11 protein-coding genes are annotated in these 10,310 nt (G+C 68.5%); 6 read left to right on the forward strand and 5 right to left on the reverse strand.

Annotated elements, in window-relative coordinates:
* Window positions 1–109: 109 nt before the first annotated feature.
* A complete protein-coding gene (locus tag ACFPIH_RS30005) occupies window positions 110–1,198 on the forward strand; it encodes a helix-turn-helix domain-containing protein (RefSeq protein WP_381178484.1) in 1,089 nt (362 codons plus the stop codon).
* Window positions 1,176–1,679 (forward strand): DUF2716 domain-containing protein, encoded by a 504-nt coding sequence (locus ACFPIH_RS30010; protein WP_381178481.1) that lies wholly within the window; start codon window positions 1,176–1,178, stop codon window positions 1,677–1,679. The genes ACFPIH_RS30005 and ACFPIH_RS30010 overlap by 23 nt, the downstream gene beginning before the upstream one ends.
* Here ACFPIH_RS30010 and ACFPIH_RS30015 read toward each other — a convergent pair.
* The 5 genes from ACFPIH_RS30015 to ACFPIH_RS30035 form a co-directional block, all read right to left on the reverse strand.
* Entirely contained in the window at window positions 1,638–2,642 is a 1,005-nt protein-coding gene (locus ACFPIH_RS30015; RefSeq protein ID WP_381178478.1) for a transposase, read from the reverse strand. The two genes, ACFPIH_RS30010 and ACFPIH_RS30015, sit on opposite strands and share 42 nt — an antisense overlap.
* Before the next feature lie 247 nt (window positions 2,643–2,889).
* Window positions 2,890–3,420, reverse strand: coding sequence for a hypothetical protein (locus ACFPIH_RS30020; RefSeq protein ID WP_381178476.1), 531 nt, complete (start codon window positions 3,418–3,420; stop codon window positions 2,890–2,892).
* Window positions 3,421–3,795: 375 nt separating this feature from the next.
* A complete protein-coding gene (locus tag ACFPIH_RS30025; RefSeq protein ID WP_381178473.1) occupies window positions 3,796–4,269 on the reverse strand; it encodes a nuclear transport factor 2 family protein in 474 nt (157 codons plus the stop codon).
* A 79-nt stretch (window positions 4,270–4,348) separates the two neighbouring features.
* Window positions 4,349–4,516, reverse strand: coding sequence for a hypothetical protein (locus ACFPIH_RS30030; RefSeq protein WP_381178470.1), 168 nt, complete (start codon window positions 4,514–4,516; stop codon window positions 4,349–4,351).
* A gap of 370 nt (window positions 4,517–4,886) precedes the next feature.
* Window positions 4,887–5,690, reverse strand: coding sequence for a PaaX family transcriptional regulator (locus tag ACFPIH_RS30035; RefSeq protein WP_381178924.1), 804 nt, complete (start codon window positions 5,688–5,690; stop codon window positions 4,887–4,889).
* 756 nt (window positions 5,691–6,446) lie between these two features.
* Here ACFPIH_RS30035 and ACFPIH_RS30040 point away from each other — a divergent pair.
* From ACFPIH_RS30040 to ACFPIH_RS30055, 4 genes are all read left to right on the forward strand, one after another.
* The gene (locus tag ACFPIH_RS30040) at window positions 6,447–7,424 is read left to right on the forward strand and encodes an ABC transporter substrate-binding protein (RefSeq protein ID WP_381178467.1); all 978 of its coding nucleotides are present in this window, start codon (window positions 6,447–6,449) and stop codon (window positions 7,422–7,424) included.
* 80 nt (window positions 7,425–7,504) lie between these two features.
* A complete protein-coding gene (locus ACFPIH_RS30045) occupies window positions 7,505–8,278 on the forward strand; it encodes an ABC transporter permease (protein ID WP_381178921.1) in 774 nt (257 codons plus the stop codon).
* A gap of 4 nt (window positions 8,279–8,282) precedes the next feature.
* On the forward strand, window positions 8,283–9,065 hold the full coding sequence (locus ACFPIH_RS30050; protein ID WP_381178464.1) for an ABC transporter permease: 783 nt from the start codon (window positions 8,283–8,285) through the stop codon (window positions 9,063–9,065).
* Window positions 9,066–9,100: 35 nt separating this feature from the next.
* A complete protein-coding gene (locus tag ACFPIH_RS30055) occupies window positions 9,101–9,934 on the forward strand; it encodes an ABC transporter ATP-binding protein (RefSeq protein WP_381178461.1) in 834 nt (277 codons plus the stop codon).
* The last annotated feature ends 376 nt before the right edge of the window (window positions 9,935–10,310 follow it).

Consider the following 10,310-nt stretch of genomic DNA (forward strand, 5'->3'; position numbering starts at 1 on the left):
CACGTACGTCGATACCCAGCCGGGAGAGGGTGCGCACCCGCATTACCTCCCCCAGCCGGCGCGGGCCGACGCCGTGATACCGCAGGACGCCAGTGTCAGGCAGAGTGTGATGTCTCACCAGAGCATGTTGTCGCAGGACATCAGAGTCATGGACGGCACGCAAGTAGCTGCCCCACTGCTAACCATCGGTGACCGCGCCCGTCGGACCGGACTGCCAGTGCGGACCATCCGGTACTGGTCGGAGACCGGGGTGGTTCCCGAGGCCACGCGCAGCGCGGGCGGGCACCGACTCTGTGACCCGGCAGGACTGGCCCGGCTGGAGTTGGCGGCCACCCTGCGCGAGCTCGGTCTCAGCCGTGCCGAGGTCCGGAGCGTACTGAACCGCGAGAGCACGGTGGCCGAGGTGGCTGCGATCCATGTCGCGGCACTTGATGCCCAGATCACCACGCTACGGCTGCGCCGCGCAGTGCTGTCCGCCATCGCCGCAGGAGATCGAGAGGAGCCAGGGCACATGGATCGTCTGAACCGTATGGCACGGTTGTCGGCACAGGAACGGCAGCGGATCATCGACGACTTCGCAGCCCGCGTCTGCGAGGGCCTGGACGCCGAACCCCAGTTGCGGGACCGGTTGCGCGGCGGCGGCCACCGGCTGCCGGACGCCCCGACCCAGGAACAGCTGGACGCCTGGCTGAAGCTGTCCGAGATGATGCAGGATCCGGAATTCCAGCAGATGACGCGCCGAGCCATGGAGCAGAGCACCGGCGGTCACCCGGAGACCAGCGGCACCGGGCAGAACTCGGAGCCGGACAGGCACCGCCTGTTCGCCCAGAATCTCGACCGCACCATCGGCGCGGCGATGCGCGAGGGCGTCGAGCCGGACTCACCCCGAGCAGCCGAGGTCGTCGATCGTCTGCTCGGCGATCCCGGCCCCGAGCGCCGAACGGCCGTCCGTGACCGCCTCAGGGCCCACCTGGACGCAGGTATCGACGAGCGCCTGGAGCACTACCGCCGACTGCTGGCAGTCATGCACGGCCAGCAGCCACCGTCCCCCCGCGCCGCTCTGTACGCCTGGCTGGCCGACGCAATCGACGCGGGAGCCAAGCAGTTTCGTGAAGTCGACCCAGGGATTTTGAGGTGGGGCGAGTCGATAGTCTCGGTGGGTGATGAGGGAACCTGTGGCCGAGCTGCCAGAAGTTGAGTACCGCCGCGTCTGGGGGCGCTTCAACACGGAGTTCAGCTTCCGGCCCAGCATGAATCCGTTCAAGTGGCCGGCTATCACGGAGCCTGTCGCGTCGGTCACCTGGAGCCTGGCGACGCTTCCGGACGACCCTCCTTACGAGCGCCTCGACCGTCTGGTCGGGATAGTCGAGCAGGGGCTGACCTCCTGTGTCGGCCCACACGGCACGCTGTTCGCGCTTGATTGGCAGCACACGTCGTATCAGTTCGCCCCGCAAGAGGTCGGCGGTCGTGGGCAGCAGCCTTGGCCCCTGAGCCCGTATCCCGATGGTGACTACTACATCTATCTGTCCGAAGACTTCCGTCTGGGCAGCTTTGGGCACCCTTGGGAAGAGTCCCTCTGCCTGTTCGGGCAGGAACTCCTCGACTACGTATCCGCTGAGGTCGACAAGGTTCTTGGTCTACCGATCCGCAGATCCGGCCAGGCGGTCCGCTCCGCGTAGCGCACTGTCTGGCTCACGGGCTGGTGAGAATCCGTGCCCGCGGCAGGGCGAAAGACGCGCGGCCGTACATGCTCCTCTTGAGGAGATTGACTCTGCAGACTCGACGACGCCGGACCTGTAGGACAGGGTGAGGCCCGCGGTGACTGCGTCGATTTCCTGGCGCAGGAAGCTGGCGAAGGAGCGGATCGGCCTCAGATCGCAGCGTTCGGCCTGCCGGATCCACTCACCCAGCAGGTGGCCTCGGCGGTGACGGACCAGGTCAGTGAAGGCGCGGGCCAGGTCGCAGGCGTTGGTGATGTCCGGGCAGGCCAGGCGGACTTGCTCCAGGGCGTCGGCGTCGCCCCGTGGGAGGACCTCTCGCGGCCGCATGATCCACCCGGTGATCTTGCGGGGAGCCGGAATCGGCGCGGGAGCCGGGACGGCTGTGCCGTCACGCAGGGTCCCCACGTCGAGGGGTACGTTCCTGCGGTCGCGGGCGGATGCGAGTAGGACGTCGAAGCTGGTGTCGCGGTAGCGGTGCATGGTCTTGCGGTCCAGTCCGAGGCGGCGGGCGAGCTCGCTGAGCGGGTAGCCGACGTCGACCAAGCGGTTGATCTCCTCGTGGCGCCGCAGGACCCGGTCCACGATCAAGGTCGTCGGCAGGGCCTCAAGTGCTGGCATCCTCAGCTCGGCCCGTTGGGTACGCTCGGCGTATTTCTGCAGGCAGACGCGATGCTCATTGCAGGTCTTCTCCACCGCGAGGGAGAGGTTGCGCAGCGGGTGCCAGCGATCTGCCACCTCGGTTGCGTTCGGAGCGGCTTCTTTGACCGCGCGGGTATAGGCGCTGGCCCTGTCCCGGCACACCACCTCGGCTCCGGGGTGATCGTGCAGCCACGCGGCCAGCGTCTCGGAGGTGCGGTCCGGCAGGACGTCGACCGGCCGCCGAACTCCGACGTCGACCAGGATGGTTCCCGTAGCGAACACCGCGCCGGAACGCGAACTCCCCGGCCGACGGCCCGGAAGGTCGATGGACCCGGCCAGCCTGCTCGACCGGCTCCGAGCAGCCGGGGTTCCCTCCCAGCGCGGCCGGTCCTCAGCAATCCGTCAACTGGTCCTCCAGGCCCCCGCACCCGTTGTCGCCCGGGCACTCGGCCAGCACGGCAAGGCCACTCACCCCGAGGCCGGCGGAACCTGGAGCCGATACGCTCCCGGCGACCACAGCCGGTGACCGCTACAGGTCTCCCGTTGCGCCCGTCTCTGCGAAGCGGACAACGCAGCGACGGATGTAATCAAGGAAGTCCGGCAGGTTGTCGGCGACCTTGTCGAACTCCGCATCGTCCAGGGAAGCGGTGCGAGAACGGTGGATCGCGCCGCCCCAGTCGGCGACGTAGAGGATGCCCCCACCGTTCGAAGCGATCACCATCCCGTGAGGGTCATCGGCTTCCGGAACGAAGACGGACCCTTCCTCCGCGAGTCTGTGCAGGACATCGCGAGCCGAGTGGACGAAGTAGCCGTTGCCCACCTCTGGCAACACCACTTCCCCGATCGATTCGTAGAACGTCAGCAGATCCTCGAATCCCAGAAGCTCCCGACCGTAGTCACGGGCAGCCCGAAGGTCCTCTTCGTCGGCGACCCTGACTTCATTCGTGCCCGGCTCGTAGCCGTACGTCTCCTCGAACGTCGAGATCATGGAGCTCACCGCATCCGTGATCTCCTCACGCCACCGTGACAGCCATGCAGCCGAGTACGAGAGCTGATCCATGGCCCGGATCATGCCACTGTCGCGTTCAGCACGGGCCCCGCCCCGGCATGGGTTGTCAACGCAGAGCGACAAGGCCCCATACCCGTCCGGGAATACGGGACACCTGAACATGCGAGCTCACCGGTCCCACGGCCGAACCACGTCCCCGAACCTCCGCGAGCTGCGGGCCGTCCGCTCCACCCCATTGGTAGACGCACGACGACGCCCGAGCCCGAACCTGCCGAGAACGGCCTCGCCGCGCCCCTGACGCGCGCGACGCATGGGTGCCCGAGGGTCTGTCGCCGTGCCTCGCGACGTCGGATCCGTGGGTTCGTGGTCAAGCCGCCGGGCCGGCGCCACGGCGGCAGGTGGACACAGCCAGGCTGGGCCCCACAGTCACGACTGGTCGGGGTGGCTGAGACGCACCGTCTCTCCGCCGAATGGCAGATGCGTGACTCGGCTGGCGAGAAGCCAGGTGTCCTCGACCTTCCGGAACGTGTCCTCGTAGTGGCCCACGTTCGCGGGGAGCCTCGGGGGCACCATGCCATCGGTATGGCCGTCGACCCGGTAAGTGGCGAAGTAAGAGGTGGCGGTGGCCGCCGACGCAGAATTCACCGTGACCAAGATGTTCGTAGACATACGGCGTGACAGCCGGTCCTTGGGTCGCGAACCGAAGTAGCTGCGGAGCGCCTCACGCCCCTCCACTCTGCGGTCGCCGTAAGGCCACTCCCACACCCCGTCAGGTGTGAAGAGGTCCGCGACACTGCTCGGATCTCCCAGGTCAAGGCGGCGCACGAACTCGACGATCAGACGCTCGCAGGCTCGCTCGGCGAAGAGACGTTCCATCGGGTCAAGGGCTTCAGTCGACATCATCAATAGCTACCAGCCCTCCATGGGGTACTGCGATGGCTTTTGGGCTGCCGATTCCCCTGGCCCGTGAACGCGACGCCTATCTTCGACGCGGCACGACAGTGAGAACCGCTCTCGACGGGTCGCTCCAGGAGTCGGCGGCAGAGTTCGCGTAGCGAATCGCGGTCCTCTCGCCGAGTCCGAAGACCTCGGCGAGGTGGAGCGGGTCGGGACCGTGGACGAGTGCCTCTTCGAGCTGACGGTCCATGCAGAGTCGTTCCAGCGTCGCGATCTGGCCGTGCAGCGCCGGGCCGCGACGGAGCTCTTGCTGATGGGGCCCTTTCCCAGGGCGGTCTGCCGCTGGCGGACGAAATCCTCGATGTCTGCCGCAAAGAAAATGTGGGGGTCTCGGCGACACCACCGCGCTGGTCCGTCGCGCCTGGAACCTCGAAAAACTTGCCGCCTCGTACGACAAGTACCTGCGAGTACATGCGAGTACATGCGAGTACCTGCGCTCGTGGTCCCCGTGCCTGCCTCCGTCAGGGAGCCGGGGGGCCTCGAACCCGGCGACGCCTTCGCCGTCCACACCCTGGCCCTCGATCAGTGGAGGCGCTTCCCCTACCGCCTTCCCTCCGGCCTCAGGCGAGTTCCAGAGGCGTTGTCTCCAGCAGGTCGGCGGCCACCCGGCGGGCGGGCTCCATCGTCCGCTCCGCGATGCGCCGGAAGGTCTCTTCCGCCGATCGGGCCGGCCAGTCGGGTGGCAGGTGCCGGGCGGGCAGCCGGGGATCCGTGCGGATGGTGCCCATCCACTCCGCGACCAGGCGCAGGTGGGTGGCGAGCGGGTCGGCGGAGTGATCGCCGGCGTGGGTGATCCAGCGTTTCTCGAAGGCCGTGTAGCGGGCGGCGATCTTCGACAGGTCCCAGGTGTCGCGGATCATCACATCGATGTCGGTGGCGGCGTCGGCGCGCGCGTGGAAGATCTTGACCTGGGCGGCGATGCCGAGTTCGGCGACGGTCTCGGAGATGTCGACGTCGCCCGGGGCGATCCACAGGCCGTTGTAGAGGGGGCCGAAACCGGTCCAGGTGAGCCGGGAGCGCAGGTCGTGGCGCTGGCGCTGCCAGGCTTCGGGCAGCGAGAAGCCGAGCAGGGTCCAGGTTCCGTCCCAGTCGTCGTTGACCGCGCTGGTGTGCCAGATGCGGATGCGGCCGTTGTGCAGGATCTGCGCCGCGTGCGGGGTCAGGCCGAAGTACATGCGGCGCCCGCGCCGCCGGCGCTGGAGCAGGCCGCGGTTCACCATGCGGGTGAGGGTGGAGCGGACGGCCTGCTCTCCGACTCCCACGCGTCCGAGGACGTCGATGATGCTGCCCGAGTACACGCACAGCGGGCCCTCTTCCAGGACGTGGTCGCCGAAGAAGGCGAGCAGCAGCGACTGGGGGCGCAGCTGGGGGCCGGCCGGGGAGTCCGGGGAATCCGGGGAGTCCGGGGAGTCCGGGCCGGCGGCACCGGAGAGCTCCTCGTCCACGTCGGAGAGGTTCACCTGCGAGAGCGTCACGTCGGCAAGGGTACGACCGCCCGCCGTGGGCCGGGCGGGCGGCGCGGGCTCAGGGCCGGTGCCGGTCGGCGGGGTGTGCCAGGTCATAGGGGCGCGGGATCGGTGCGGAGCGACAGGTGACGTAGCGCGCGGCAAGAGGAACCGGCCCGCGCGGCGGGGTCGGCGCCCTGCCGACGGCCCGTGGCGGCGGCCTTGGCGTCGGAGGCGATCCGGGGAGTTCGGTTCAGCACGGCAAGATCCACGCCGGGCGGGAGACGAGGCGAACAGGAGGGCCGCCGGGGCGACGCTCGTGCTTCTGGCGGATGCGGGACTTCACGAAGCGGACTCCTTGGTCGTGGTGAAGGCGGCGGGAGCGGTGCTGTGCGGGAGCGACGGGGACACCGCCACGCCCCGTGGAGGGTCCGGCCGGAGAGCGGGGCCGAGCCTTCGCGGTCTCTTTCGTCCGGGGGCATGACACCGCGAAGGTAGGCATGTAGATTGCGGCCGTCAAGAACGTGCACAACATCATGCGCTCATTGACGGCTCATTGATGGCTCGCCGGCAACGACACGGCGTCCGCCCGACCCGCCCATTCAGCCAAAAGTTCATAAAACCGCACAAACCAAGTGAATCATTCTCATTCACCTCTCGGTCAGGAGGAGCCCTATGCGACGGCGCATTCTCGGGCTTGCGACAGCAGTGGTCACCGCCGCCGGTGCGGCCGGATGCGGGTCGTCGTCCGCCGACGCCGGCGGTTCATCCGCCTCGGGCAGCGGCAAGACCACCCAGGTCAAGGTCGGCATCATCCCGATCATCGACGTGGCACCGCTCTATCTGGGCCAGAAGAAGGGCTTCTTCAGCAGCCGCGGCATCGACCTGAAGATGGAGAGCGCCCAGGGCGGCGCCGCGATCATCCCCGGCGTGGTGAGCGGACAGTTCCAGTTCGGGTTCAGCAACACCACCTCGCTGATGATCGCCCAGACCAAGGGAGTTCCGGTGACGTCGGTGGCCAACGGCTCGGCCACCACCGGCAACACGACGGCCGACGTCAGCGGTGTGGCGGTCAAGAAGGACAGCGCGATCAAGTCGGCCAAGGACCTCGCCGGGAAGACCGTGGCGGTGAACACCCTGCAGAACATCGGTGACACCACCGTGCGCGAGACGGTCCGCAAGGACGGCGGCGACGCCTCCAAGGTGAAGTTCGTCGAGCTGGCCTTCGATCAGATGCCCGCCGCCCTCGACGGTGGCCGGGTGGACGCGGCCTGGATGGGCGAGCCGGCGCTGACGATCGCCAAGTCCCAGGGCGCCCGGGTCGTGACGTCGCCGTTCGCGGAGACCGACCCCAAGCTCACGCTGGCCACCTTCTTCACCTCGACCCAGGTGGCGCAGAAGAACCCAGACCTGGTGAAGAAGTTCTCCGAGGCGATGACCGAGTCGCTCACCTACGCCTCCGCACACCCGGACGAGGCGCGCCAAATCCTCACCACCTACACGAAGATCGACGGCAACGTGCTGAAGAACCTGACGCTGCCGTCCTGGCCCGCCGCGTACGACATGGCCTCTCTGGAGAAGCTGGCCTCGCTCGGTGAGCAGGACGGACTCTTCGACGACAAGAAGCCCGACCTGAAGGCGCTGTTCCAGTGACACCGTCGGCCATCGCGTCCGTGAAGACGAAGCCCGCCGGGACCGGGACCGGTCCCGGTCCCGGCGGGGCCCCCGCCCGGATCGGGCCCGGCACCGTCACCGCGCTGCGCGGGCTCGCCGGGCTGGCCGGCCTGGTGGCGGTACTGGAGGTACTCCCCCACACCGGTGTGGTGTCGGCCGACTACCTTCCGCCCGCCTCGCGGATCGGCCGCACGCTGTGGCAAGTGCTCGCCGAGGGCGCGTTCTGGACGGCACTCACCGACACCCTGACCGGGTGGGGTCTGGGCCTGGCCATCGCGGTCGTCGCCGGAGTGGCGGCCGGTGTCGTGATCGGCTCCGTCCCCGTGCTGCGCGCGGTGACCGCCTCCACCATCGAGTTCCTGCGCCCCATCCCGTCCGTGGCGCTGATCCCGGTGGCCGTGCTGCTCTACGGCACCGAACTGCAGTCGACGCTGCTGCTGGTGGTGTACGCCTCCTTCTGGCAGGTGCTCGTCCAGGTGCTGGCCGGCACGCAGGACGTCGACCCGGTCGCGGACGACACCGCCCGCAGCTATCTGCTCGGCAGGTGGGGGCGGGTGAGATACGTGCTGTGGCCCACCGCGCTGCCGTATGTGATGACGGGTGTACGGCTGGCGTCCGCCGTGGCGCTGGTCCTCGCGATCACCGCGGAGCTGGTCATCGGCTCGCCGGGCCTGGGCCATGAGATCGCCGTCGCGCAGAACTCCGGCGCCGTACCACGGGTGTACGCCCTGGTGCTGGTCACCGGGTTGCTCGGAGTGGCGATCAACCTGGTGGCGCGGGCCGTGGAACGGCGGGCGCTGCACTGGCACCAGTCCTTGCGCAGGGAGGGATGATCCGATGACCGTCATCGCAGTGGGCCGTCGTGCCCTGCTCGTACTGGGTCTGCCCGCGGTGCTGTTCGCCGTGTGGTGGTTCGCCACCGCCGGCAGCACCGACTTCTACTTCCCGCCGCTCTCCGCCATCCTGCGGAAGTTCGGGGAGGTCTGGGTGGGCGACCGGCTGACGTCCGACGTCCTGCCCAGCCTGCTCCGGCTGACCGTGGGCTACCTCCTCGCCGTCGTCATCGGCGTCGGACTCGGTCTCGTGGTCGGCACGCACCGCGTCGTACGGGACGTCCTGGAGCCGGTCCTCGAGCTGTTCCGCGCCATCCCGCCACCGGTGCTGATCCCCGTGATCATGCTGTTCGCGGGCATCGGCGACACCATGAAGGTGCTGGTCATCGTCAGCGGCTGCATCTGGCCGATCCTGCTCAACACGGTCGAGGGCGTGCGCGCCGTGGACGAGGTACTGAGCGACACCTGCCGCTCCTACGGCATCACCGGCCCCGCCCGCCTGTGGCACCTCGTGCTGCGCTCGGCCAGCCCGCAGATCGTCACGGGCATCCGGCAGTCGCTGTCCATCGGGATCATCCTCATGGTCATCAGCGAGATGTTCGCCGCCAGCAACGGACTGGGCTTCACCATCGTGCAGTTCCAGCGCACCTTCGCCATCCCCGAGATGTGGAGCGGCGTCCTGCTGCTCGGCCTGCTCGGTTTCGTCCTGTCCCTGCTCTTCCGCCTCGCCGAGAACCGGGTCCTGGCCTGGTACCACGGCCTGCGCCGCGCCCAGCGCAACACCTGACCGGCCACCCGGTCCGCCCCATGAAGGAGACGCCGATGCTCGACGTACGCAACCTGCAGAAGACCTACACCGGCCGGAACCGCACCGTCGAGGCACTGCGCAGTCTCAGCTTCCACATCGGCGCCGGTGAACTGGTGTGCCTCGTCGGCCCGTCCGGCTGCGGCAAGACGACCCTGCTCAAGTGCATGGCCGGACTGCTCACCCCCACCGGCGGCGAGGTGAGCCTGGACGGCCGCCCGGTCAGCGGGCCCCCGCCGGGCATGGCGGTGGTCTTCCAGGAGTACGGCCGCTCCCTGTTCGCCTGGAAGAACGTGCGCGACAACGTCGCCCTTCCACTGCGCCGCAAGAAACTCGGCAAGGCCCGCGAGCGGGAACTCGTCGACCATGCCCTGGAGGTGGTCGGCCTGGCCGACGCCCACCACGCCTACCCCTGGCAGCTCTCCGGCGGCATGCAGCAGCGCGTCGCCATCGCCCGTGCCGTCGCCTACGAGCCGAAGGTGCTGCTCATGGACGAGCCCTTCGCGGCGGTCGACGCGCAGACCCGCGCCGATCTGGAGGATCTCATCCGCCGTCTGTGGCGCGAACTCGGCGTCACCGTCCTGTTCGTCACGCACGACATCGACGAGGCCGTCTATCTCGGCCAGCGCACGATCATCCTGTCCAAGTCGCCGACCGTGGTGCAGGAGGACCTGACCATCGACCTGCCCGACGAGCGCGACCAGTTGCACACCCGCTCCAGCGCCCGCTTCGGCGAACTGCGCGCGCACGTCTACGAACAGATCCAGCGCGCCAAGCACCACAGCGGCGACACGGCGGCGGTCTCCGTCGCGAGCGGGGCAGGCGCCGCGACCGCGGCCCCACACCTCTGAAGGAACCGCCGCGCGGTCTTCGTACCGCTCGGGACAGTCGATGGACGAGATGCTCTCCCTCGGGCTGAACATCAGGTACCCCGACCTCTGAGCTTGTTCTTTTACCCCTCAACCGTTGTAGGGCAATGAGTGTCTTCTCTCGGCGGACGGTTTTGCCCACGTCGTAGCGGGGTGCCCGTTGCCTGTTTCTCGCGCCGGGTGGCCGTCCAGGGCCGGGTCGGTGGGGTTTCGGTGCTTGGGCGGGACAGGGCAGAGGCTGTCGCACGGCTTCTGCCCGGGGAAGGTCAAGAGCGATTCGTTGTTCGGTTCCAGGGATCAGGGAGACGCCGGACTCTTGGCTGGTGGGGCGGAACTTCTTGTCGGGCGACCGTGAACG

Origin of the sequence: Streptomyces vulcanius (assembly GCF_042653945.1) — a bacterium.
GTDB lineage: Bacteria > Actinomycetota > Actinomycetes > Streptomycetales > Streptomycetaceae > Streptomyces > Streptomyces mangrovi.